The organism is Roseinatronobacter alkalisoli (genome assembly GCF_028745735.1).
GTDB lineage: Bacteria > Pseudomonadota > Alphaproteobacteria > Rhodobacterales > Rhodobacteraceae > Roseinatronobacter > Roseinatronobacter alkalisoli.
On the sequence record NZ_JAQZSM010000018.1, the window covers coordinates 1 to 23,926 of the forward strand.

Consider the following 23,926-nt stretch of genomic DNA (forward strand, 5'->3'; position numbering starts at 1 on the left):
CAACAGGCTCCGTCCAATGGCTCTTCACCAGATACGGCCTCTCAACAAAAGGCATCATCGCTGCAGCCCAAAAAACGCTGCAGCGCAAAGGATAAGCAATGCGCGTACTCGCAATCGATCAGGGGACCTGACCGCATCAGTTCCGCACCTTTGTTTCCGATTGCCGTATCGGCGTTTCCTCTAGCGGGAACCAGTGGCGGGTGCGGTTGGCGAACCATACCAGCGACAACATCACCGGTACTTCAACCAGTACGCCCACCACGGTGACCAGCGCTGCGATGGAGTTCAGACCAAAGAGGCCGATCGCCACGGCCACCGCCAGTTCAAAGAAGTTCGACGTGCCGATCAGCGCACAAGGAGCGGCAACCTTATGCGGGACACGCCACAGTTTCGCGGCCCAATAGGCCACTGCGAACATGCCATAGGACTGGATCAGCAGCGGAATGGCGATGATCGCGATGATCAGCGGGCGGTCAAGGATCACCTCGCCCTGAAAACCAAACAGCAGCATGACCGTCGCCAGAAGCCCGATGACCGAAAAGGGTTTCACCTGCGCCGTAAATGCGCTGACGCTTGCCTCCGCTGCGGCAGCGCCGCGCCGCTGCGCCCCGCGCGTCAGATACAGCCGCGTGATTACCCCCGCCGTCAATGGCACCACGATATACAGCACCACCGACAGCACCAGCGTTTCCCATGGCACAGTAATATCTGTCACGCCCAACAGCAGCGCGACAATCGGGGCAAAGGCGAAAATCATGATCACATCATTCAGCGACACCTGCACAAGCGTGTAATTGGGATCACCCTTCGTCAGTTGCGACCACACAAACACCATGGCCGTGCAGGGCGCGGCCCCCAGCAGGATCATGCCCGCAATATACTGGCCCGCTGTGCCCGGTTCGATGAAAGGCGCAAAGACGTACTCAAAGAACAGCACGCCGAGCGCCGCCATGGTGAAGGGCTTGATCAGCCAGTTGACGACCAGCGTGATGATCAGGCCCTTGGGGCGCTCATGCACATGTTTCAGAGAGGTAAAATCCACCCCGACCATCATCGGATAGACCATGAACCAGATCAGCACCGCGATGACAAAATTGACAGACCCGTATTCAAGGCTTGCAAGGACGTTCACCAGCGCCGGCGCAATCTGGCCAAGTACCAGCCCCACGATAATCGCCAGGGCAACCCAGACCGACAGATAACGTTCAAAGACAGGCATGTGGTTATTCCTTCAGAAGTTCAGACAGTGCGCAAGGCGGTCGGCATGTTCAGCGACTGGTCTGCATCCGGGCCACAAATGCCGGTCGCGCAGCACATGGCAGGGTCATATGGGTGACATGGATCATTCCGCGCTCTCTTTCCCGGCATAGGCCTGAGGTGTGTAGCAGCAGGATGCCGCGTCATTCTGCGCGCCGCGTGCCGCAATAAGCCCGATAAGGGCGTGCAACGGTTCCAGAGCGCCGGGGTCCAGCGAATAGCAGATGCGCGGCCGCTCTATTGTGCCGACAACCAGACCTGATTCCTTCAGAATGCGCAGATGCTCTGACACAGTGGACTGCGCAAGCCCGATTTCGTCCACGATATCCCCCCCGATGCAGCCGGGCCGCGACAACAGAAATTCAATGATCCGCACGCGCGCAGGATGGGCCATGGCCTTGGCCAGCGCAGCCACCTGCGCGGCGTTGCGGGTATCGAAGCCGTGTGTCATATCCGGGTCTGGCATATTCACGCATCCATATCGTCGTTCACCGATATATTAATCGTCAATCGACGATGCAAGGAGAATACACAACCCCGGCAGTTCAGCCCGGCAGTGTGATGACGATGGCACCGCGACGGGTTGCCACGACCGTATGTTCATACTGGACGACCGGGGCTGGCGGTTCGCTGAAAAGCGTCCATGCGTCATCTTTGCCTGACATCGCCCACATTCCGCCGCGCGACAGGAATGGCTCTACCGTCAGCACGAGGCCGTCATGCATGCGTCGCTTGTCGCCTTTGGTTGGCCAGGTCGCAACTTCCTCGGGGTATTCGTGCAGGGCCTTGCCCACACCATGGCTGGCAAGGTTCCGAATCAGCGTGTAGCCGCGCTTCGATGCGAACTTGCCAATAGCGTTGCCGATGTCGGCCAATGGCTTGTCATGGCCGACCTGCGCGATGCCGATCTGCATTGCGCGCTTGCCATCCCGGCACAGCCGGACCAGCGAGGGGCAGACTGCGCCAAGGCCGAAGGTTGCCCCGGTATCGGCAAAATATCCGTTCAGCGAGGCCGAGACATCGATATTAACCAGATCGCCCGATGCAAGCTTGCGGTCGCCGGGGATGCCATGCGCGATCTCTTCGTTGACACTGATGCAGGTGGTGCCCGGAAAATCATAGGTTGCCTGAGGCGCAGATACGGCGCCCGCCTGCTCCAGCAACTTGCGGCCGATCCCGTCAAGTTCGCGTGTTGTCATGCCAGGCTCCATCGCCGCAGCCATGGTATGCATGGTGTTGGCAACGATACGACCAATCTTTTTCAGGCCATCCAACTCGTCTTGATGCGTGATTGTCATTCAGGCTCTCTTCAGAAATGCGGTGGGGCAATCCCATAGCATATAACACCAGAAGTCCGCTTTGTCCGCACGCCCGCCGGTCGGATGGCGCAAAACTGCGGCCATAATATGCTGGACGGCAACTGCGCAGTCAGAAACCGACGCGATCGCCCCCCTTCAGGCCCAGTATTTCGCGGGCTTCATCCGGGCTGGCGATTTCATTGCCCAGTTCTTCGACAATGCGCCGGATTTTGGTGACCTGTTGCGCGTTGGACTCCGCCAGTTTGCCCCGGGTTATGAACAGGCTGTCTTCCAGCCCCACGCGGACATGGCCGCCCATCTGGCTGGCGGTGGTCGCCATCGGAATCTGTGACGCCCCCGCCGCCAGCACCGACCAGCGGTAATCATCGCCGAACAGCTTGTCAGCGGTACGCTTCATGAATACCAGATTTTCGACATCCGCGCCGATCCCGCCCAGAATACCCAGCACGAACTGAATGAAGACGGGCGCTTTGAACAGGCCGGTATCCATGCAGAATTTCAGGTTATAGAGATGGCTGATATCATAGCATTCATGCTCGAACTTCGTGCCATGCGGTGCAAGGCTGGTCGCGGCCTCCCTGATATCGCGGAAGGTGTTGCGGAAAATGCTGGCTTCGGAATTTTCGACATAGGTCTTCTCCCAGTCGAATTTCCATTCGCTGTAGCGCGCGGCCAGCGGGTGGAAGCTGAAATTCATCGACCCCATATTCATTGAGCACATCTCGGGCGAAAAGGTCATGGCTGGCCTGATCCTGTCCTGAATAGACAGGCTGAGCGAGCCGCCGGTGGAAATGTTTACCACCGCGTCGGACGCTTGCCTGATGCGGGCAAGGAAGGGCGCAAAATCGACTGGGTCCACCGATGGTGCCCCGTTTTCGGGATTGCGCGCATGCAGGTGCAGGATCGAAGCGCCAGCCTCGGATGCGGCAAGCGCCTGTCCGGCAATTTGCTCGCAAGTCCATGGCAGGGCATCCGACATTGTCGGCGTATGGATTGCCCCGGTAATGGCGCAGGTGATGATGGTACGCGGCTTTCGGGCCATGTCAGTGTCCTTTCTCGTTCAGGCCTGCCACCCGTCGGCTGAGCGGAAATATCTCCAGTCCCCATCGATCGCGCACCAACCCCCACAATCCGCGCGGTGCCCAGAGCATTACGGCAATCGCCACCAGTCCCAGCGCAATCAGATAGATCGTGCCCAGATCCGCCAGCGTCTGGCGCAGCGCAAAAAAGACCAGCGTGCCTATGATGGGCCCTTCGATTGTGCCAAGACCGCCGATGACGACAATGAAGATCACAAACGCCGTCCAGTCATTGACCGAAAAGGCGGCATCGGGCGAAATCCGCAGCTTTTGCAGGAAGATCAGCGCGCCGATCAATGTGGTTAACGCACCCACTGCGACATAGACGGTGAATTTCGTGCGCCAGACATCAATACCCAGTGACCGCGCAGCCAGTTCGTTGTCGCGGATCGCCGTCAGCGCAACACCATTGCGCGACCGCAGGAACAGCACCACCACACCGATGACCAGAGCTGCCGCCCCCAACGCCAGCCACCAGGCCATGGCCTCGCGCATCCAGCGATCGTCGGACAAGGCGCGCACCACGGCAGGCGGCAACGAAATGCCCGACCCGCCCCCGAGTGCCGACACCTGCGCAAAGGTCAGACGGAACACTTCCGCCAGAACCCATGATCCGATGGCGAAATAGGCACCACGAAGCCGGAACAGCAGGACCGCCGCAGTGGCCGACATTCCCGCACCCACCAGCATCAGCAGCGGCAGTGCTGCCAGCGGGTGGACACCCGCCAGAAGCGTGAGAGCGAAGAAAACATAGGCCCCCAGCCCGACATAGGCCTGCTGCCCGACAGAAACCAACCCCGCATACCCGGCAAGCAGGTTCCACAGCGTGGCCAATGACATATAAAGCGCAATTTCACCCATCAGGCGCAGATCTGCCCGCCCCGCCCACCAGGGCGCAGCCGTCAGCAGCACCAGTGCCGGCATCAACAGGATCAGTGTGGTCAGCGACAACCGGGTCTGACGGGTGACATGCAACGCGTTCATTCTTCTCTCCTTGGAAACAGGCCACGCGGCCGCACCGCGAGTATCGCCAGAAACACCAGATGACCGGCCAGCACCTGAAAACCAGGATGGATCGTGGCGCCGACGGTCTGCGCGACACCCAGGATCACCCCGCCCGCCAGCGTGCCCCATAGATTGCCAAGCCCGCCGATGATCACGGCCTCGAACCCATAGATCAGCCGCGCGCTGCCGCCAGCCGGGTCAAACGCTGTGCGGATGCCCAGAAACACCCCCGCCAGCGCCGTGACCGCAAGACACAGCGCCATCGCCATCGCGAACACATGCGCCCGGTTCAACCCCATAAGCTGCGCAATGTCCTGCCGGTCTGACGTAGCGCGGAATGCCCGGCCCAGAGCAGTGCGATAGAACATCCATTGCAGCGCTCCGATCACCGCCACCGCGCAGGCAAAGACCAGCAGCGGCATGACCCCCAGCACCAGCGGCCCGGCCTGCACCGATGCCGTTTCAATCCAGCCTGCATCCAGTTTCTGCGGATCGGCGGAATAGCCCGTCAGCAGCGCGTTCTGAATAATGACCGACAGGCCGAATGTCACCAGAAGCGGCGGCAGGATATCCTCGCCCATGGCGCGATTAAGGATCAGCCGTTGCAGGGCGTAGCCGAACAGCGCCATCCCGGGGACCACCAGCACCAGCGCCAGCAGCGGATGCAGACCCAGTGCAAGCGTCACGGTAAGGGCGACATAGGCCGAAAGCACGATAAGGTCGCCATGGGCGATATTGACCAGCCGCATGATGCCGAAAATCAGGCTGAGCCCCGCCGCGAACAGCGCGTAAAGCCCCCCCAGCAGGACACCTTGGGCAATGGCGTTGATCCACTCCATCCGTCAGACTCCGAAATAGGCGCGCGCGATAGCGTCGCGTGTGACATCCACTGATGGCCCGGTCAGGGCCACGCGCCCTTCCTGCAGGCAGTAAATCCGGTGCGAAACCGAAAGCGCCCTGGTAATGTCCTGCTCTACGATGATCGCGGTCAGCCCTTCGGCCACGATAGCGGGCAGGGCGTCATAGATCTGGCGAATAACGACAGGCGCCAGCCCCAGGCTTATTTCGTCCATCAGAATAAGCTCCGGGTTGGCCATCAGCGCGCGGCCGATGGCAACCATCTGTTGTTGTCCGCCCGACAGCGCATTGGCAGGAAAATGGCGGCGTTCGCGCAGGATGGGAAACAGGGTCTGCACCCGTTCAAGTGTCCACGGCCCGCGACGCCCCAGTTGCCCGCCGATGATCAGGTTCTCCTCGACCGTCAGGGAATCGAACAGAAGCCGCCCCTCTGGTACCATCGCGATACCCAGCGCCGCGATCTGGTCAGCGCGCAAGGCGCCGATGGGGCGCCCCTGCCAGAGGATCGCGCCGGAACGGCTGCGCAGCAGTCCGGCCACCGCGCGCAGCAATGTGGTCTTGCCCGCGCCATTGGCCCCGATCAGCGCCAGCACCTCGCCCGCGGTGACCTGCATGGTCACGCCATGTAGCGCCTGAAAATCGCCGTAATGGGCATCAAGTGCATCAATATTCAGAACGGGGTCAGGCATCGGCATCAATCCCCAGATAAATTTCGCGCACCTCGGGGCTTTGCATGATGGCCTGTGGCGCGCCCTCCGCGATCTTGCGCCCGAAATCGATCACGATCAGCCGGTCCACCAGCGCAATCAGCGCATGCACGACATGTTCGATCCAGACGATGGACACCCCGGTGGCACGCACATCCCGGATGGTATCAATCAGCGCGTGGCATTCGTGTTCACTCAACCCGCCCGCGATTTCGTCCAGCAGCAGCACGCGCGGCTTCGCACAAAGCGCGCGCGCCAGCTCCAGCCGCTTGCGCTCCAGTAGTGTAAGGCCCCCGGCACGGGCATTGGCACGGTGCAGCAAGCCGGTGCGGGCAAGTATATCAAGGCACATCGCATCAGCCCCCGGGCCGGACAGCCCGGCACCCTGTGTTGCGGCGACGAAAGCATTTTCGAACACCGTCATATGCGCAAACGGCTGCGGCACCTGAAAGCTGCGGGCGATCCCCGCCCGGCACCGGCGCGGGGCCGTCCAGTCAGTGATATCCTGCCCGGACAGACGGATGCGCCCGGCATCTGCCCTGATTGTGCCGGTAACCAGATTGAACATACTGGTCTTTCCTGCGCCGTTCGGGCCCAGAACACCCAGCGCCTCGCCTTTGGCCAATGACCAGGATTGCGCTTCGGCCACCACGACAGCGCCAAACGCCTTGCTTACGTTGTCCATCTCCAGGATCGGTTGCATGCGGTACTCCGGCCTTGGTGAACCGCCCGGCCCCGATGGCCGGGCAGCAGTTGACGTCAGAGCAGTTGCAGCGCCCCGGTCAGCGGGATCTGCGGCGCGGTGGCGTTGGCGACGATCTTCAGGTCAATCCCGTCCCCGTCACGCTGCCACTGCCCGGCAACAAGGGGGGTCTTGGTCACGTTCGGAACCGGGCCGGTTGCCCAGTTCACCGGGCCGACGATCGTGTTCAGATCAGTGCCCCTGATCGCGGCAAGAATGGCATCCGGGTCATCCAGATCCGCAGCGCGCGCGACCACATCGGCCACCACCTCGAACAGCGCGTGTTTGAACCCGATGGGCTGTGTCCAGGGCCGCCCGGTGGCAGCGGTAAAGCCGCCCGCCAGTTCCCCCGCCGTGACACCCGTCAACGACGAAGCGAACGGATGATCCGGCGACCACCAGACTTCGGATGACAGGCCAGGCCCACGCTCACCCAAGCCCTGAATGACGGATGGAAACAACAGCGCCTTGCCGATGGTGACGATCTTCGGGTGGAAGCCCTGCTGCGCGGCCTGCGCCCAGAAGGTGCCGAAATCGGGCGGAATCATGTTGCCGGTCACAATCTCGCAGCCAGCGGCTTTGAATGCGTTGATGTAGTTCGAAAAATCATCGGAAAGCGGCTGATAGCGGCCCGGATCGGTCAGCGTGTAACCCGCCGCAGCCAGTGGTGTGGGCAGCCCCAGTTCAGGATGGCCCCAGGCATTGCCGTCTGCATCATTGGGAAACAGCCCGCCCACCGTCTTTGTTACCCCGGCGGCATCCCACATCGACAGGAATGCACCGATCACATCTTCAAGGCCCCAGAAGAAATGAAATGTGTTGCGAAACCCCTCTGCGGGATTGCCGCCGCGCCCGAAGAAATAGGGCTGCCACGGACAATCGGTGGTGATGCAGGGCACATCATTGATCTCGGCCTGATCGGACACCGGGTTGACCGTGTCCGGGGTCGAAGCTGCGACGATGATGTCAACCTCGTCTGACAGGATCAGTTCGCTGGTCACTTCAGAGGCGCGGTTGGGGTTGGACTGGCTGTCCTTGGAGATGATCTGGATCTGCCAGCCGCGCCCGTTGTTCTCAACCCCGCCTGCGAAACGTTCGGCAAGCCCTGCCAGAATATGCTCATCAGCCTCTGCAAACCCCGCCAGCGGGCCGGTGCGCGGACTGACATGGCCCACTTTCAGCACCGGTGTGCGGGCATAGGCACGGGTGCCGCGCAAAATGGCCGGTGCGGCCAGAAGGGTGGTGCTGCCTGTAAGAAAAAGTCTTCTGCTCAGTGTCTTCATGGTCTCGTCCTCCCCGGTTCGAGATGTGTGAAGCTTTGTGCGAACGCACGCCCCGGACGGCGCCGCGCCTCAGTCCTTGTCCAGTATTCCTTCCAGCCTGCGCAAATGGGTGGTGACCCGGTTGCGAACCCTGGCGGCCTCCTCTGGGGTCCATTTGCGGAACCCCGCGCCGGTCTTCATGCCCAGCTTGCCGTCGGCGACCAGTTGCTGAAGATAAGGCGAGGGGGCCTGCCGGTGTTCCAGATCGGCCAGAACCGTGTTGTGGATATCAAGCGTCAGATCAGTGCCCACAAGATCGGCGTTTTCCAGTGGCCCCAGTACCGACAGCCGCCGCCCGAAACAGGATTTCACCACCGTATCGACCGATTCCGCGTCACAGATGCCACGTTCGACAAGGCTGATCGCCTCGCGCCAGAGCGCGTGCTGCAGGCGATTGCCGATGAAACCGGGCACGTCTTTTTCCACCCGCACCGGCGTTTTGCCCAAATCAGTCAGCAGACCGACCATGGCATCCATGCTGTGGGTGGTGGTCCATTCGGTACGGATCACCTCAACCAGCGGAATCATGTGGGGCGGGTTCCACCAATGGGTTCCCAGCGCCCTGCCCCGCAGCCGAAGGTTCTGCATGATCCGGGTTATCGGCATCACGCTGGTGTTCGATGCCAGAATGCAGGAGTCTGACGCATGCGCTTCTATCTCCGCAAAGATCGCCTGTTTCAGCGCCAGCTTTTCCGGCGCTGCCTCGAACACGACGGCAGCGTCACACACTGCGGCGGGCACTGTATCGGTAATTGCGATCTTCGCCAGAATTCCGGCAATGCGCCCCTCATCTTCGCCCATCAGCCGCAGGCTGTCGGAAATACGCTGCGGAGCGCTGGCGCGGGCTTGCGGCAGGGGGTCGGTCAGCGCGACACGCCAGCCCGCGCGCGCCAGTGTAAGCGCAATGCCGTGCCCCATCAGCCCTGCACCTATCACCGCCGTTTGCTGGTTGCTGTGCATATCCCTACCCCGCCGTATAGCCGCCATCGGCATAAAGGATATGCCCGGTGTAAAAGTCCGACGCTTTCGACGACAGGAACAGAAGCGGCCCCGCCAGATCCTCTGGTTCGCCCAGACGGCCCTTCGGCACACGCGCCAGAAAGCCCTCACGCACCGCTTTTGCGTTGTCGGTATCGTCGAACATCCATTGCGTCAGCGGACTGCGGAACACAGTTGGCGCAATCGCGTTTACCGTGATCCCGGTCGGCCCCAGTTCACACCCCAGCGCTTTGGTGATCCCGTCCACAGCGGATTTGGATGCACAATAGGCGGTGTATCCGGCCGGGTGACCCAGCAAGCCGCGCGCGCTGGAGACCAGAACGATCTTTCCGCCCCTGCCCTGCGCCTTCATCTGGCGGGTGGCAGCGCGGGCCATCAGCCAGCTTTGGGTGACATTGGCATCCATGACCGACAAGAAGGTGTCGGGCGTCATTTCGTCTATTTTTGCAACCTTGTTCATGCCGCTGGCAACCACAAGGATATCAAGCGCACCAAACCCACTGACCGCCTGCGCAACCAGCGCGTCACAGGCCGCTTCACTGTCGGGGCGGGCATTGGCTTCATGTACCCCTGCACCAGCCTCGCGGCACTCGCGGGCAATTGCAGCCAAGGCGGAGGCATCGCCGGCCGCCAGAACCAGCCTTGCACCAGCGCCCGCCAGCACACGCGCAGCCACGGCCCCAAAAGCCCCGGATGCGCCGGTGATCAACGCGACCTTGCCGCGGATATCGAACATGTCCAGCGGGGTCGGCAGGGTCATGGCTGAACTCCGGGCGGATAGGGGACGACCACAAGCATGGTGCAGGTGTGATTGGTGCGGTTCTTGATGGTGCGCACCTCGTCCGGGTGAATGGTCGCGCTGTCATATCTGCCAAGCACGGTTTCCACGCCGTCGATGATGACTGTCATTTCGCCATCAAGAACAACATAGACCTTCTCAAACGGTGTCGAATCCGGCCCGGCCCCGCCACCCGGCAGGAATTGCGACAGACCGACCCATTGGTTACGCGGCCCCTCTGCCTCGAACCCTTGCAGCCGCAAGCCCGCCACGCCCCAGTGATTGGGCGCGTGATAGAATGCGGCATCCTGAAAACGCTTTACAAACAACGGTGTCCCCTCCCCCATCGGCGGCTCAACTGGCAGCGGGCCCGCTTTTCCGGCGCCTCTCCAGTCCTGAAACCGGATAAGCGGCAGGGGTCGGCCAACCCTTGCACCCGCCGCGCCACGCGCGCACTCAGAGCGGCGCGCCGCGTTCAATCCGGTAGTCGCCTGACTTGTCGATCATCGCGACCAGACGGATGATACAGCCATCGCCCCGGTCCCAGTTCCACGGAAAGAAGGCGAAGGTGCAGCGCTTGCCGGTCACCGCATCCAGATCACCGCCGACATTCTCAATGCCAAGGATGCCGTTTTTGAACAGCACCTGATGCACCGGTTCCCATTCCGGAAAGTCATCTTCCCAGTCATTGCCGCCGGTATGCGCGGCCCATTCCTTTTTCAGATGCGGCAGCAACGGCCCGTTCCTTTGCGGGCCGATGGCAGTGGCCAGCGGGTGATCATTGGCCTGGGTGTCATGGCCCACAACCTTGACACCCTTTTCCACCATCCATTCACCCGCCGATTTCACGAAGCCGGGGCAATAGGCAAAGTAATCGCCATCTTCATATTGCTTGTGCCAGCCGGTGTTGATGATCAGCACATCACCCTTGCGGATGGTCTTGCCGCAGGCTTCTTCCAGATCGTCGCCGGTAATGAACTCCCACTTCTTTTTGGGCATCGGCACCACGATCCCGGTGCCGAAGAAATGCGGCAGCGGCACCTCGTCGATAAAGGGCGTTCCCTGCACCACATGGGCGGGCGCATCGATATGGGTGGTGGCGTGCATCGTCGTTGTAATGCGCTGCGACAGCACACCCGACTTGGCCATGTAGTGGATACGCTCGATCTTGGTATCCTGAAAATACGGCCAGTTCGGATTCTGAAACCCGAAACGATGGCTGAGATTATAGAACTCCAGCCCCATGCTGTTGTCGAGATTTCCTTCAAAACTGATCCCGCGGATCATCACCATGACAATTCCCCCCTTGGTCCCGCCGCGCCTTGGTGGTGGCGCGTCTTCGTTCCATATTACGGTACATCTGCATCACCATTCGGTCAACAATAAATTTGGTACGGCTGTACCGCATTGCAATCACCCGGGTATTTGGTGTATTGCATGGTGAAATCCGGCATGGAGAGACCAATGAACGAAGAGGCAAACAGCCGGTCCGGCATTCAGGTAATCGCACGGGCCGCAGCGATTCTGCGGGCGTTGCGCGACAATTCGGATGGTATGAGTCTGGGGCAGATCGCCGAACAGGTGGAACTGCCACGTTCGACCGTGCAGCGGATCGTCGGCGCACTGCAGGTGGAACGACTGGTGATTGCGTCATCCTCGGGCGGTTCAATCCGGCTGGGGCCGGGCATCACCGCATTGTCCGAGGGGACGCATTACAACGTGGTCGATGATTGCAGGCTGCATCTGTCCGAACTATCCCGCCGGTTGGGCGAAACGGCCGATCTGTCGGTGCTGCGTGGTGCGGCGATGATTTTTCTGGATCAGGTTCCCGGCACCCACCGGCTGCGGACAGTTTCCGCCGTGGGGGATGTGTTTCCGCTGACAACCACTGCCAACGGTCGCGCCGCACTGGCCCTGCTGCCGCCTGATCGCGCCCGCGCATTGGCAGAAGCCGAATGGCAGCGGCGGGGCCAGCAGGGTGACTGGCCGTCCTTTGCGACCCTGTTGGACCGCATCCGCGAAGAAGGGCTGGCATCAGACATTGATGAGCACACGCAGGGTATTTCCGCATTGGGCGGGGCATTCTGCGACCGCAATGGCGAAATCCACGCAGTTTCCGTACCGGTGCCGTCCCAGCGGTTCGCCCATACCCGCAAGAACATCGAAACCGCCCTGCGCGAAACCCTTGCAGCGGTAAAGCGCGACGGGCGGCGCTGATCTTCTGACCGCAGTTCAGGCGCTGGCTGAAATCCTCCCTGACCGGAACATACAGAAATGTATTGACCGGTAACAGAGTCTGTGCAAACCATAAACAAACAGAAGTGTATGGAACGCTCTGCTGGGGGAATCACATGTTTTCTGTGGATTGGTCGCTTTCTGAGCGACGCCATGCGCCTGCGCGCACGTCACTTGCCATCCCCATAAGCGATGGCATCACTCTGGATGCGGTAGTGACCCGCCCGGATGATGACATGCCGTACCCTGCGCTTTTATGTGCACATGCCTACCGCACCACTGATCAGTTGATGCACATGCGTCCGGTCGGGTTTTCCCATGCGCGGGGTCATCTGGAAGCGGGCGATCCCGAATTCTGGGCGCGGCGCGGATATGCCCATGTGGTGGTGAATGTGCGCGGCACCGGCAATTCGACGGGCACGTATGACAACCTCGGTCCACGAACAATTCAGGATCTGGCAGACGCCATCGCATGGCTTGCATCGCAGACATGGTGTTCCGGTGCCGTGGGTATGTTCGGCATTTCGTATTTCGCGATCGTGCAGCCGCTGGTCGCACAACTTTCGCCGCCGGCACTGAAAGCGATCTTCGCACCCTATGGCTATACCGACATGTACCGCGACCGCTATTATCACGGTGGCATTCTCAGTCACAAATTCATGGAGATGTGGCTGCCGACGCTTGACCGGCCACGCCTGCAAAGCGTGCTGGCAGCGGGCGACGGGCGCGCGGCGTTTGACGCGGGAATCGCTGCGGCGCAGGCGGATGCCGACCTGATGGCAGTGCCGTTTCTGCGCGACATTCTTGCCGACCCGCTGAACGGACAAAACGGCATGATTGCCGACATTCTTCAGTCACCGCTCGACGGGCAATATTACCGCGAACGTTCGGTTGATTATGCGCATGGCTGCACGGTGCCCGCCTATTTTGGCGGGTGCTGGGGGGTGCATGGCCTGCATCTGCCCGGCGCATTGCGCAGCTTTGCCAACTGGAACGGGCCGCGAAAGCTGACAATCGGCCCGCCCGTCTATCTTGACCGGCCCTTCTATCAGTACCACCAGGAAGCGCTGCGCTGGTTCGATCACTGGCTGAAGGGCAACGACACCGGCATGATGGACGAAACGGATATCAACCTGTTCATTGTCGGAACCGGGCGCTGGAAATCTGCGCAGCAATGGCCATTGCCCGAAACGCGCTTTACCCGGTTCTACCTGCATGAAAACGGCGAACTGTCCGAGCGCGGGTATACCGTCGGAGAAGGTGCGACAACCTTCTCGGATTCGCCCTACTGCCACGAGGCCCTGGAATTCTGGACCCATCCGATGGTCGAAGAAACAGAACTGGCCGGGCCGATGGTGCTGAATTTGCACGCCAGCACGACCGACACCGAAGCATTGTGGTTTGTTTCGGTGCTGCACCGCGACGTGCATGGAACCGAGACTTTGCTGACCCGTGGCTGGCTGCGCGGATCGCAGCGCGCAACCGATCCGGCGAGCAGCACCCCATGGCAGCCCTGGCACCCGCATGATGCGCGTGAACCGCTGGAACCCGGTGTTATCCATGATTTTGCCATCGAAATCCGTCCCTATGCCATCGCCCTGCGGCCCGGTGAACGCCTGGGCCTGCGGATCAAATGCGCCGATGACGAGGCCCCGCCGACCCCGCTTGATGCCATCTGTCAGGGGCATCTGTCGCGGGCCACAGGGGCACGGCTGACGGTGCATCACAATGGCGATCACCCGTCGCATCTGGTGCTGCCGGTGACAGCCGGCAACCGGGTCGGCACCTTCGTATCAGGGGGGAAGCTGTAATGGCACCCGAACTGGTCGGAGCAGGTGGATTTGTGGCGCTGCTGGCCCTGATCGCGCTGCGCGCGCCCATCGGGCTGGCGCTTATGCTCGTGGGTGGCGGCGGGCTGACGATCATTCAGGGCACACGCACACTGGATTTTGTCGCCGGTCAGGCCCCGGTTTCGGCGCTGATGAACTATACCCTGTCGACCCTGCCGATGTTTCTGTTCATGGGTGTTCTGGCAGTGCGCATCGGCATGGCCGAACGCCTGTATGACACCGCCAACACCTTCGTGCGCCACCGCCGTGGCGGGCTGGCGATGGCCAGCGTGCTTTCGTGTGGCGGGTTCGGGGCGGTATGCGGCAGCAGCGTCGCCACGGTCACCACAATGGCGCGCATTGCCGTGCCGCCAATGCTGAAAAACGGCTACAGCCCCCGGCTTGCAGGCGGGTCGATTGCTGCGGGTACGACGCTGGGCATCCTTATTCCGCCTTCGCTGCCGCTGATCGTCTATGCCATTCTGACCGAAACATCGATCGGCAAACTGTTCGCCGCCGGTATCATACCAGGCATTGTCGCCATGCTGCTTTATGTCTTTGCCGTCTGGGTCTGGACCCGGATTGACCCGCAATCCGCACCGGTCGGCCTGCGGGCAGGCTGGCGCGAGCGTATCGCGGCACTGGGAAGGATCGGCGGGGTACTGGCGCTGTTTCTGCTGGTGATGGGCGGGATATTCATTGGCCTTTTTACCCCGTCGGAAGGGGCTGCGATCGGGGCCGCCGGGGCAATGGTCATCGGCCTTGTCACCCGAACACTGACGCCAGAGGTCTTTCGCGCCTCGGTGGTAGAAACAGTGCAGCTTTCCACCATGATCATCTTCATTGTGCTGGGTGTGACGTTTTACGAATATTTCCTGCAGGCGTCGCGCATCCCAAATGTCTTTGTCGGCTTTGTCGAGGCGCTGGATCTGTCCCCGTTGGCCCTGATCCTGTTGTTGGTTGCGGCCTTCGTGCTGTTGGGCTGCGTTCTGGATTCAATGGCGATCCTGTTCATCTTTACGCCGGTGATCTTTCCGCTGGTGTTGCAGGCCGGGTTCGACCCGGTCTGGTTCGGCATCATCATGGTGATGGTGATCGAATTCGGGCTGGTCACCCCACCGATAGGACTGAATATCTTTCTGCTGTCGCGCGTCACACCGCAGATATCAATGACGGATGCCTTTGTCGGCGTGGTGCCCTTCATTGCGGTCGATGTCCTGCGACTGGCGTTGTTTATCGCGTTTCCGGGGCTGGTGCTGTTTCTGCCCGGCCTGCTGTTCGACTGACGGAGTTATGCCATGAAACATCTGAAAACCCTGACTGACCTTCTGTCGTACCTGACAGTCCTGCTGGCCGGGCTGGCGCTTGTGCTTATGGTAGGCATTGTCGTCGCGGATGTGGGCGGGCGTTACTTCTCTGCATCGCTGTCATTCAACGGCGCTATCGAGATGGTTTCGATCCTGCTGCTGGCAGTGGGGTTCTTTGGACTGCCGCGCGCTTTCGCGCAGGGAACCCATCTGAATGTCGAAATTGCGACTGCTACCGTACCCCCGCAGGTTCTGCGCTGGCTGGATGCATTCTGGGTGCTCATCGGGGCCGCTGTCTGCGGCTATCTGGCGTGGAAGGTCTTGCAAAGCGGGTTGATGACGTTGCGTTTCGGCCAGGTAACAGAGGTGCTGCGCCTGCCGATGATTGTTCCGTATGCCCTGACCGCCAGCGCGCTGGCCATCGCCGCAGTGGTTGCGGTTCTTACCGCTGTCCGGCGCGCAATGACACACGGGGATCTGCCGGAACCCACTGATAACCAACACTGAACTTCAACAGGGAGGACTATTATGACAACCGGAAAAACCCTTGCTTTCGCGCTTGGCACGCTGATGGCAGTCAGCCCGGCGCACGCCTCTGAGGTCACGATGCGATTCAGCACGTTCGGCACGGCGACAACCCCCTATTACGTCTGCTCCGACCGCGCAATTTTGGATCAGATCGAAGAGGAATCAGGCGGGCGAATTACTGTGGAAACCTTTCTGGGCGGCACGGCCTTTGCCAACCCGGTGATGCAGTATCAGCAGATCGCGCAGGGTGTGATCGACATGTCCGAAGGCGTGCTCAGCTACACCCCCGGCCGGTTCTCGCTGACCGAAATAGCGGCGCTGCCATTGATTGCTGACGACAATGTCGTTGCCTCCATTGCCCTTACCCGGCTGGCCCCGGAATGGCTGGCCGCGGAATTTGCCGATATCCATCTGATGGGTCTGGTACTGACCACGCCTTTCCAGATCCATATGGCACGCCCCGCCGAAACCTTCACCAGCCTTGAGGGGCGGCGGATGCGGGTGTCAGGCAGCGCAATGACGGCCATGACCGAGGCATTTGGCGGCACCGCCGCCGGGATGCCCCTGCCAGAGGTATATGAAGCCTTGCAACGCGGCGTGCTTGACGGGGCCATCGCCAACTGGTCGGCAGTCGGGTCGTTCAACCTGGCAGAGGTCACGCAACAGCATTTCATTGCGGATGTAGGATTTGGTCAGACATTCTTCGGAATGAGCCGGGGTTTCTATGAATCCCTGCCCGATGATCTGCGCACGCTGATTGACACGCGCTTTACCGGAGAGCGGATCGCAGAGCATGGCGCCGAGTGTTTCCGCGAGATCGACCAGCGCGGGCTGGAGGCCGCGCGCGCGCGTGGCAACGAAATCATCGAGGTGTCTGAAGAAGACCGCGCCGCTGCCGCTGCCCGGCTCCAGCCGCTGATCGACAATCTGATCGCCGAGGTCGAGGCGTCGGGCAAGCCCGCGCGCGCCTTCTATGAGGCCTTTCAGGCAGAAATGGAAATAGTCCGTGCCGAACGCGCCAACCGGTGACACCCAGCCCTGCATCCGGCCATGCCGGGCGCAGGGATCACGCCATATCAGCCGCCAGGTCCACCCGACCGACCGATTGGCATGCCGCATCATCTGGGGTATTTTCCCGTCATGGCGATGCGCCGGCGCGAACAGGTGGTTGCGTCCGGGTATTGTCAGGCAACGCATGAATCCGAACAAGGGGACTCGTCAGTGACCGGAAACGCGAACATCCAACCCGACCGCCCGGAGGGGGGCTCGTCGCGCCTTGGCCGCGAAGACTGGATCGCTGCGGCATGGGAGGCCCTGTCAGAAGGGTCCGCCGATACGATCAAGGTTGACCGGCTGGCGCGCCGGATCGGCGTTACCCGGGGCAGTTTTTACTGGCATTTCCGCAACCGCGAAGACCTGATCGACGCAGTGGTGGAATACTGGCTGAAGCGTCTGGCGCGCAATGCCTCGCTGGTTGACCGGCATACCGAAGGTGCCACACCCGAAGACCGGCTCTGGACTGTTTATGACTTTGTGGTGCGCTCGGTAACCGGCCCGCAATCGGTTTTCCTGCGCATCGCCGCACAGAAATCACCCCATCTGACCAGACGGTTGCAGGACGAAAGCACGCAGCGGGTTGATGCCGACGCCGCGCTGTTCTGCGAGATGGGACTGCCACCTGCCGATGCGCAGCAGTTTGCCACGCTCTATAACACGATGATCGTCAGCGAATTTCTTCGCAACGGTGCCTTGCCGCTGGAAGAGCGGCTGGCCCTTGCGCGATCTCAGCATGATCTGGTGATCAACGCCGCACGGCGGTTTTCACCTGCGTGATCGCGTCAGGCTGGTTGAAACGGTTGCTGGGCGCCCGAAGCCCGCGCTTCCGGCGGGCCGGGGGCTGCCGGTTCCACGCTGGATAAGTTTACTTTATGCAAGCGGCCTACTCCGACCTGCACGGCTTGCACTGACATCAGCGCTATCCGGGACGCCCCCAAAGGCCCGTCTTACGCCGACAGTACCCGCAAACAGGGTGCTTCACCTGATCTGCTCATGCTCCGGTGCCCGCCGCCTGACATAAAATCCCCGATGGAAACAGGGTATCGGACATTTGCCCGACATCCTTGCGAAAAACGGTCGGATGAGGGTTTTCCGCCCTTAGTGTTCTGGTTCCGAAATTTCGAAGGTCGGCTTGGGGAGATATCCGTGCTATGCTCCGCACATGCCTGAAACGCAAAAGCCAACTCATTCATCAAGCACCAATCCCTACATTCCCAAGGGTGACGGCGACGAAGCTGTGCAAGCTTATATTGCCGCGATGCCAGGCTGGAAGAGTGCCCTTGGCAAGCAGATCGATGAAACCATAGAAAAGGTACTTCCCGATGTCCGCAAACAAGTGCGATGGAACACGCCATTCTATGGCAAGGAAGACGGATGGTTTCTGGCGATGTATTGCTACAAGAACTACGTGCAGATCACTTTTTTGACCGGCTCGTCGCTTGACCCAATGCCGCCCAAGAAATCCAAAGTTGAAGGCACACGATATCTGGATATTCATGAAAATGAAGCACTTGATGCAAAGCAACTGGCAAGCTGGGTTCGGCAGGCACTAAAACTCCCCGGCCAAAAGCTCTAGAGTAGACGTTCAGAGGGCAATGCTCTGTATCCGCTCCGTCCCGCATAACCGTCACCTGAACGTCGTCTGTACATCTGTGGCAGGCAGGGAACCCTTTGTCAGCTGGCAAACACACGCTGCACCACAGCAGAGCCGGTTTAGTGCATGTTGCGCGATAACATCCGGCACGGGCTCATGGTGTCTGGACTCCGATGCGCCTGAAACGTACCGGGACAGGGCGATATTTCGAACTGGTGTATGATGCCTTCGGGAAAAAGGGATCGCCTTCTGCAAAGCCATGGGCGGCACCCATGTCGGGGTGGTACAGGCAGCGCAACAGAAAACAGTCGATCAGGCATTCTCCAGTACGATGCAACCTGCGCCGGTCATAGAGGCGGGCAAGTGGTAATGTGTGTGTTTCACGTTGACCGACGCATCCATCGCCCCGCGCATGACCAACCACATGATCAGTTCTGCCCCCTCTGATCCGAAGATTTCGACGAAATCCTCGCGGCTCAGATCGCGCCACTTCCCGGGATTGTTCCCGATGCTGGCCAGCCAGTCACGGTCCGCCTGTTCGTTCAGGAAACCCGCCCTTGTGCCTTGCAACTGGTGCGACAACCCACCGGTTCCCATGACGACAATGCGCTCATCTGTGGGGTAGCTCTCGATTGCCGCGCGCAGGATTTGACCCATCTCCCAGCAACGCTGCGGCGTCGGAATCGGGAATTGCACGGTGTTAACCCAGATCGGCAGAATCCTGACCGGCCATTTGTCCTCCGGGCGACCGAAGAACAGCTCCATCGGGACCTGCAATCCGTGGTCCACATCGATTTCCCGCGCAATCATCGGGTCGAAATGGTTCTCCACAAGTTTGTCAGCGAAATACCAGCTGAAATCCTCTGCCCCGTCGAAATGCGGGATGGCGCGTGGCCCCCAGCCCTCGTCCGCTGGTGCGTATTTGTCCGCAACGCCGACCGTAAAGGTTGGCACACGGTCCAGAAACATCGCGTTGCCGTGGTCGTTGAAGATTACCACCGCAATGTCGGGGCGGTTTTCCTTCATCCATTGTTTGGGATAGTCATATCCGTCAAACAGCGGCTTCCAGTAATCTGTCTGATCCTGCCCCTTATCCAGTGCGACACCGATAGAGGGCACATGGCTGGTTCCCAGCCCGCCGATGAGTTTTGCCATCCTACTTCCCCAGTCTGTTCTTGATGAAATCTTCCGGCGTCATGCCAGCCTGTGCCGCCCCGATAGAAATGATCGGGGTCGGGTCGATGGCCGATATCTTCAGGATGAAGAACAGGTTACCCCCAAGGCGCACCATTTCGTGCCAGTCGCGCGACATGACCGCGGCCTTGGTCACGGCATCCAGCCCGAAACGGTCCAGATAGGCCTCCTCGTTATCCTTGAACGCCTGACGATTATGTTCCTCGACCAGGGCCATGGCCATCTTGTTCAGTTTGTAGCCCCGGATATTGGCCTTGCGGTCAAACAGCGGGGTCTGGGCAATCTTGCCTGTGTCAGACATGGGTCCTCTCCTTGTTGCGGCTAAGCCATTCAGTAATGCGCGCGACGGTATCCGCCGGTTGTTCGACCGGCATGAAATGCCCTGCATCGTCAATCAGCTGCACCTCTGCGTCGGGTGCCATATCCGCGATGGCGCGGTGCTGCGCGGCTGGCGACCATGCGTCCTGTCTGCCGGTCAACAGTAGGATCGGACATGCAATCCGGCCCAGACAGGCCCCGGCATCGGGGCGGTTCAGCAGGGCATGGATCTGGCGTTCGTGAACTGCAGGCCCTGCCGCGATTACCATTTCTGTCAGGCCTTCGATCAGCGCAGTGTCGCTGGTTCGCGCCGGGTCCAGCATGCCGGGCAACCATTCCGCCGCCAGTTTTGCCATGCTGTCGTGCCCCAGATCGATTTTGGCCTGTCGCTTCGCGGTTTCACCAGGTTTGCGCGTGTCGTGCCCTGTATTGGCCAACACCAGCGCGCGCAGACGATCCGGGGCCTGCCGGGCCATTTCCATGGCAACACGGCCCCCCATCGAATGGCCGACCGCGATCAGCGGTCCATCGGCATCCGCAAGAAGCCGCGCGGCCATCGCTTCGATCCGGTCATCGCGCTGCACATTGGCGGCGTGAATAACATAGCTGTCTTTCAGGGCATCAGCCACAGGTTGCCAGACACGCGCATCGGAAACGAGACCGGGAATCAGAACAAGGGTCAATTCGTGCAACGAGACCTCCTCTGGCATGGTGTGGGACGTGATCAGGCATGAAAGTGGCATGACAAGACTTTATTTGACAATCCGATCCATCAGATACTTAATATCTGAAATTTCGATGAATCGACCGGCCGGCCTGCAAGGAGATCAGACCATTCAGAGCGATCCATACAAGGTTGACTTTCAGGCGCTTCGAACGCTGAAGCTGGTGTATCTGCACCGGTCATTTTCAGAAGTCGCCAACAGGCTCGGCGTCAGCCAATCCGTCGTCAGCTATACCATTGATAAACTGCGGACCGCATTCAAGGACTCCCTTTTCATCCGGCAGGGTGCAGGCGTCGCTCCGACGGCACGCTGCATACAGGCAGTGGCAGAGGCTGACCGAATATTGGGCCTGTTTGAGGGTTTGATTACGCCGGAAGATGTCGATCCTGCCCGCATCCGGCATCAGTTCACAATCAGCGGAAACTACTATGAGAGACGTCTGATCCTGCCGCTTGTCGCCCGCGCGCTGCGCAGCGCCGCGCCGCTTGCCGAACTGGTCGCGTTGCAGGCCCAGACCCGGGGGCCGAAACAACTTATCAGCGGCGAAGCTGACGTTCTGATCGGGCCAATGCTGCCTGACGCCGAAGGCTTCTACAAGCGTACATTGCTAACCGAATCCTATGTCTGCATCATGGACCCGGGCAATGCGCTGGCGCAACGACCCTTGACGCTGGAAGATTACGGCACGGCCAACCATGTCGGCATCGATTACGGACGCGGATGGTCATCCAGCTATGTCACAAAATTGCAGTCCATGGGGTTCGATCTGCGCCCGGCAATAACCGTTCCCAGCCCGGCAGATATTGCGGATTTGATTGTGAACACCGATCTGATCGCATCGGTGCCTGAAAAAGCGGCCAGATCAATGCAGCCCGCATTACACATTGCGCCATGCCCCTTTCCGGCACCGTTCGAGATCGCGATGGTGTGGACGGCGCGGACCCATGAATCGCGCCTTCATCAATGGTTCCGAAATCTCATTGCCAAGGCCGTCAAGGATGATCTGAACACCCGTTAAATACACTATAATATCACCTCCTACAGTGTCACGACATGCTGTTTGCAATGCTATCGCTATAGATCAATCATGTGAGTTCGAAGGCAAATGCAAGATCGCATCAACATACGCCACATACGCTGTTTTCTGGAAGTCGCGCGCCAGCAAAGCGTGAAGCGCGCAGCTGAAAAACTGAATATCGCACAACCCGCGATATCACGCACGTTGAACGAACTGGAAGAAATCGTCGGACAGAAGCTTCTTGAACGCAACCGACGGGGAAGCCACCTGACCATTTCCGGTGACAACTTTTATCGACAGGTTTCAACAGGAATGGACCAGTTGATCAGTGCATATTCCACAGTCGGCAATTTGCAGGAAAGTGGCGAGGTCATCAGCATCGGTGCATTGCCAACAGCTTCGGCGGAATTCCTTCCGGGGATTTTCACGGAACTTCGGGCACAAGGCTTTGATGCGGGGATCCGGGTTGTCCAGGGGTCCAACAAGGAACTTCTCAGAATGCTTCAAAGGGGGGTCGTTGCGTTTGTGATAGGTCGCCTCGGGCCGCCGGAAGACATGGCGGGGCTGGCATTCGAGCATCTGTACTACGAGACACTGGAATGTGCCGCGCGACCTGAGCATCCATTGCTTGAGGGCGCAGGCAAAAGCGTCACAACTGCCCGGATTGCCAGCTATCCCTTGATTCTGAACGTGCCGGAAACAATTGTCCGCACAGAAACAGACCGGCAGTTCCAAAGTGCTGGCGTGACTGCCTTTGTCGATGTGATCGAGACAAACTCCGTTTCGCTGGCACGCCGCCTGACGCTTATGTCGGACCGCATCTGGGTCGTGCCAAGGGGCGTTGTCGACCTTGATTATCGCGAGGGCAAGATGCGGAAAATCAACGTGACGGACTGGCAAATACGTGGACCAGTCGGGATGAGCACCAACCCGAAAACAAGTGTAAGCAAGGCGACAAAAGCCATGATGAACGAGGTTCGAAGAAACGCGAGCATCATTTAATGAACATAATTGTTATGTAAAAAGCAGAGTCAGTATTTTTCTTGCTCCGAAATATATGTTTTCTCGTCAATGAGTAACTTGGAGGAGGACTCATGTTTATGAACAACACCCTGCGGCTTACCGCAGTCGCTTTGGCGTTCGCTGGCGTCGCTGAAGCGCAAACCGTGTCCATTGGCACCAATCCGCAAGGTTCCGTGGCATATGCTACCGGATCAGCACTCGCCAAAGTAGCAATCGAGCAGGCGGACATTCGCATGCGCGTTGTGCCACAGGGCGGCCCGAACGTCGTTGTGCCGATTGTGAACGCCGGTGAAATGGAATTTTCCATCGCAAATGGTGTGGTCGCGGCGAATGCCTATGGCGGGGTAGGTGAATTCTCCAGGCCGAATGAAAATATCCGGGTCGCAGCCGTGCTGTTCCCGCTTTATAGCGGATTCATGGTCCGCGCAGACAGCGACATCAACACATTGTCCGATCTGGCCGGGCGGCGTCTGGCCTCCGACTTTTTGCAGCAAAAAGGGGCGCAGCTGAATTCGGAATCGGTTCTCAGAACGGTGGGCCTGACGTATGACGATGTGCAGCGCGTGCCGGTACCGTCCGGCGTCCGAGGCGTAGAGGATTTCGAAGCAGGCAATGTTGACGCCACCTTCTTCTCGCTCAGTTCCGGCCGCACCTTGCAAGCCGATGCAACCATTGGCGGCATCCGGATTCTTGCGGTTGAGAACAGTGATGAAGCGCTGGCCAACCTGACCGAAGTTTACAAAGGTGCCTGGATTGAAACAGTTGAGCCTGGCCCGAACTTTCCGGGCATTCATGAACCTACAGGCGCTTTCACAACGCCATTCGTCGTGCTGGCAAACGCCAATGTGTCCGACGACCTCGTTTACGATTTCATCAAAGCGCTTCATGACAACAAACCTGCACTGGTTGCAGCAGCAGGCGCTTTCGAAGGCTTTGATCCGGCAAGGATGAACGCGGATATCGGCGTGCCGTTCCACCCTGGGGCAGAACGGTTTTTTGCCGAAATGGGCATGTGATCGCATCATGGGCTGAC

The 23,926-nt window shown here is 59.9% G+C and carries 27 protein-coding genes; 10 read left to right on the forward strand and 17 right to left on the reverse strand.

The window, feature by feature from the left end:
* Positions 1 to 136: 136 nt before the first annotated feature.
* The 14 genes from arsB to PUT78_RS16380 all read right to left on the reverse strand — a co-directional run bounded on the left by arsB (position 137) and on the right by PUT78_RS16380 (position 11,359).
* Entirely contained in the window at positions 137 to 1,219 is a 1,083-nt protein-coding gene (gene arsB, locus PUT78_RS16320; RefSeq protein WP_274353343.1) for an ACR3 family arsenite efflux transporter, read from the reverse strand.
* Positions 1,220 to 1,239: 20 nt separating this feature from the next.
* The gene (locus tag PUT78_RS23825) at positions 1,240 to 1,404 is read right to left on the reverse strand and encodes an arsenic metallochaperone ArsD family protein (protein ID WP_420793514.1); all 165 of its coding nucleotides are present in this window, start codon (positions 1,402 to 1,404) and stop codon (positions 1,240 to 1,242) included.
* Positions 1,343 to 1,723 carry an ArsR/SmtB family transcription factor gene (locus PUT78_RS16325; protein ID WP_274353344.1) on the reverse strand — a complete coding sequence of 127 codons (381 nt, stop codon included), beginning with the start codon at positions 1,721 to 1,723 and terminating at the stop codon, positions 1,343 to 1,345. Before PUT78_RS16325 ends, PUT78_RS23825 begins: the two co-directional genes overlap by 62 nt.
* A 79-nt stretch (positions 1,724 to 1,802) precedes the next feature.
* Positions 1,803 to 2,555, reverse strand: coding sequence for a type I methionyl aminopeptidase (gene map / locus PUT78_RS16330; protein ID WP_274353345.1), 753 nt, complete (start codon positions 2,553 to 2,555; stop codon positions 1,803 to 1,805).
* 130 nt (positions 2,556 to 2,685) lie between these two features.
* Complete coding sequence (gene kce / locus PUT78_RS16335) at positions 2,686 to 3,618, reverse strand: 3,5-dioxohexanoate:acetyl-CoA acetone transferase (protein ID WP_274353346.1); 933 nt, start codon at positions 3,616 to 3,618, stop codon at positions 2,686 to 2,688.
* A gap of 1 nt (position 3,619) precedes the next feature.
* A complete protein-coding gene (locus PUT78_RS16340) occupies positions 3,620 to 4,639 on the reverse strand; it encodes a branched-chain amino acid ABC transporter permease (RefSeq protein ID WP_274353347.1) in 1,020 nt (339 codons plus the stop codon).
* Positions 4,636 to 5,499, reverse strand: a complete 864-nt coding sequence (locus PUT78_RS16345; protein WP_274353348.1) for a branched-chain amino acid ABC transporter permease — start codon at positions 5,497 to 5,499, stop codon at positions 4,636 to 4,638. The genes PUT78_RS16340 and PUT78_RS16345 overlap by 4 nt, the downstream gene beginning before the upstream one ends.
* Positions 5,500 to 5,502: 3 nt before the next feature.
* Positions 5,503 to 6,207 carry an ABC transporter ATP-binding protein gene (locus PUT78_RS16350; protein ID WP_274353349.1) on the reverse strand — a complete coding sequence of 235 codons (705 nt, stop codon included), beginning with the start codon at positions 6,205 to 6,207 and terminating at the stop codon, positions 5,503 to 5,505.
* Positions 6,200 to 6,928: an ABC transporter ATP-binding protein gene (locus PUT78_RS16355; protein WP_274353350.1), complete on the reverse strand. Its 729-nt coding sequence runs from the start codon at positions 6,926 to 6,928 to the stop codon at positions 6,200 to 6,202. Before PUT78_RS16355 ends, PUT78_RS16350 begins: the two co-directional genes overlap by 8 nt.
* Positions 6,929 to 6,984: 56 nt before the next feature.
* Positions 6,985 to 8,250, reverse strand: a complete 1,266-nt coding sequence (locus PUT78_RS16360) for an ABC transporter substrate-binding protein (RefSeq protein ID WP_274353351.1) — start codon at positions 8,248 to 8,250, stop codon at positions 6,985 to 6,987.
* Between the two features lie 69 nt (positions 8,251 to 8,319).
* Positions 8,320 to 9,249: a 3-hydroxyacyl-CoA dehydrogenase family protein gene (locus PUT78_RS16365; protein ID WP_274353352.1), complete on the reverse strand. Its 930-nt coding sequence runs from the start codon at positions 9,247 to 9,249 to the stop codon at positions 8,320 to 8,322.
* A 4-nt stretch (positions 9,250 to 9,253) separates the two neighbouring features.
* Positions 9,254 to 10,048 carry an SDR family NAD(P)-dependent oxidoreductase gene (locus tag PUT78_RS16370; RefSeq protein ID WP_274353353.1) on the reverse strand — a complete coding sequence of 265 codons (795 nt, stop codon included), beginning with the start codon at positions 10,046 to 10,048 and terminating at the stop codon, positions 9,254 to 9,256.
* Complete coding sequence (locus PUT78_RS16375; protein WP_274353354.1) at positions 10,045 to 10,395, reverse strand: cupin domain-containing protein; 351 nt, start codon at positions 10,393 to 10,395, stop codon at positions 10,045 to 10,047. The genes PUT78_RS16370 and PUT78_RS16375 overlap by 4 nt, the downstream gene beginning before the upstream one ends.
* Before the next feature lie 127 nt (positions 10,396 to 10,522).
* On the reverse strand, positions 10,523 to 11,359 hold the full coding sequence (locus tag PUT78_RS16380; protein ID WP_274353355.1) for a cyclase family protein: 837 nt from the start codon (positions 11,357 to 11,359) through the stop codon (positions 10,523 to 10,525).
* Between the two features lie 171 nt (positions 11,360 to 11,530).
* Here PUT78_RS16380 and PUT78_RS16385 point away from each other — a divergent pair, with 171 nt between their 5' ends.
* From PUT78_RS16385 to PUT78_RS16415, 7 genes are all read left to right on the forward strand, one after another.
* Positions 11,531 to 12,283 (forward strand): IclR family transcriptional regulator, encoded by a 753-nt coding sequence (locus PUT78_RS16385; RefSeq protein WP_274353356.1) that lies wholly within the window; start codon positions 11,531 to 11,533, stop codon positions 12,281 to 12,283.
* Positions 12,284 to 12,417: 134 nt separating this feature from the next.
* Positions 12,418 to 14,112, forward strand: a complete 1,695-nt coding sequence (locus PUT78_RS16390) for a CocE/NonD family hydrolase (protein WP_274353357.1) — start codon at positions 12,418 to 12,420, stop codon at positions 14,110 to 14,112.
* On the forward strand, positions 14,112 to 15,416 hold the full coding sequence (locus PUT78_RS16395) for a TRAP transporter large permease (protein ID WP_274353358.1): 1,305 nt from the start codon (positions 14,112 to 14,114) through the stop codon (positions 15,414 to 15,416). Before PUT78_RS16390 ends, PUT78_RS16395 begins: the two co-directional genes overlap by 1 nt.
* 12 nt (positions 15,417 to 15,428) lie before the next feature.
* Positions 15,429 to 15,944, forward strand: coding sequence for a TRAP transporter small permease (locus PUT78_RS16400; protein ID WP_274353359.1), 516 nt, complete (start codon positions 15,429 to 15,431; stop codon positions 15,942 to 15,944).
* 21 nt (positions 15,945 to 15,965) lie between these two features.
* Positions 15,966 to 16,994, forward strand: coding sequence for a TRAP transporter substrate-binding protein (locus tag PUT78_RS16405; protein WP_274353360.1), 1,029 nt, complete (start codon positions 15,966 to 15,968; stop codon positions 16,992 to 16,994).
* A 192-nt stretch (positions 16,995 to 17,186) separates the two neighbouring features.
* A complete protein-coding gene (locus tag PUT78_RS16410; RefSeq protein WP_274353361.1) occupies positions 17,187 to 17,798 on the forward strand; it encodes a TetR/AcrR family transcriptional regulator in 612 nt (203 codons plus the stop codon).
* Positions 17,799 to 18,183: 385 nt separating this feature from the next.
* Positions 18,184 to 18,597, forward strand: a complete 414-nt coding sequence (locus PUT78_RS16415) for a DUF1801 domain-containing protein (protein WP_274353362.1) — start codon at positions 18,184 to 18,186, stop codon at positions 18,595 to 18,597.
* A 330-nt stretch (positions 18,598 to 18,927) separates the two neighbouring features.
* On the opposite strand, the gene PUT78_RS16420 is transcribed toward PUT78_RS16415, so the two are convergent.
* From PUT78_RS16420 to PUT78_RS16430, 3 genes are read right to left on the reverse strand one after another with little or no spacing between them, the layout of a single operon-like run.
* Entirely contained in the window at positions 18,928 to 19,770 is an 843-nt protein-coding gene (locus PUT78_RS16420) for a class III extradiol dioxygenase family protein (protein WP_274353363.1), read from the reverse strand.
* A gap of 1 nt (position 19,771) precedes the next feature.
* Positions 19,772 to 20,110, reverse strand: a complete 339-nt coding sequence (locus tag PUT78_RS16425; RefSeq protein WP_274353364.1) for an extradiol ring-cleavage dioxygenase — start codon at positions 20,108 to 20,110, stop codon at positions 19,772 to 19,774.
* A complete protein-coding gene (locus PUT78_RS16430) occupies positions 20,103 to 20,819 on the reverse strand; it encodes an alpha/beta fold hydrolase (protein ID WP_274353365.1) in 717 nt (238 codons plus the stop codon). Before PUT78_RS16430 ends, PUT78_RS16425 begins: the two co-directional genes overlap by 8 nt.
* A gap of 106 nt (positions 20,820 to 20,925) precedes the next feature.
* Between PUT78_RS16430 and PUT78_RS16435 the strand changes: the two genes are divergently transcribed.
* From PUT78_RS16435 to PUT78_RS16445, 3 genes are all read left to right on the forward strand, one after another.
* On the forward strand, positions 20,926 to 21,870 hold the full coding sequence (locus tag PUT78_RS16435; protein WP_274353366.1) for a LysR family transcriptional regulator: 945 nt from the start codon (positions 20,926 to 20,928) through the stop codon (positions 21,868 to 21,870).
* An 87-nt stretch (positions 21,871 to 21,957) separates the two neighbouring features.
* Positions 21,958 to 22,872 carry a LysR substrate-binding domain-containing protein gene (locus PUT78_RS16440; RefSeq protein WP_274353367.1) on the forward strand — a complete coding sequence of 305 codons (915 nt, stop codon included), beginning with the start codon at positions 21,958 to 21,960 and terminating at the stop codon, positions 22,870 to 22,872.
* 92 nt (positions 22,873 to 22,964) lie between these two features.
* On the forward strand, positions 22,965 to 23,909 hold the full coding sequence (locus PUT78_RS16445) for a TAXI family TRAP transporter solute-binding subunit (protein WP_274353368.1): 945 nt from the start codon (positions 22,965 to 22,967) through the stop codon (positions 23,907 to 23,909).
* Positions 23,910 to 23,926 lie beyond the last annotated feature (17 nt).